The sequence below is a fragment of the Corynebacterium sp. HMSC074A09 genome (genome assembly GCF_001811545.1).
In the GTDB taxonomy this organism is placed as follows: domain Bacteria; phylum Actinomycetota; class Actinomycetes; order Mycobacteriales; family Mycobacteriaceae; genus Corynebacterium; species Corynebacterium hiratae.
This window is the reverse complement of the sequence record NZ_KV805157.1, coordinates 1-241: the sequence shown is the minus strand read 5'-3', so window position 1 is coordinate 241 and position 241 is coordinate 1. Positions and strand designations below refer to the sequence as shown.

At 60.2% G+C, this 241-nt stretch carries 1 rRNA gene; it reads right to left on the bottom strand.

Features of this window, described 5'->3' with window-relative positions:
* Positions 1 to 241: ribosomal RNA gene (locus tag HMPREF2807_RS10630) — 16S ribosomal RNA — on the bottom strand; the annotation flags it as partial.

Below are 241 nucleotides of genomic sequence, written 5' to 3'. Positions count from 1 at the left end.
GCTTCGTCCCTGTCGAAAGGAGTTTACAACCCGAAGGCCGTCATCCCCCACGCGGCGTCGCTGCATCAGGCTTCCGCCCATTGTGCAATATTCCCCACTGCTGCCTCCCGTAGGAGTCTGGGCCGTATCTCAGTCCCAATGTGGCCGTACACCCTCTCAGGCCGGCTACCCGTCGACGCCTTGGTAGGCCATTACCCCACCAACAAGCTGATAGGCCGCGAGCTCATCTTGCACCGAAAAA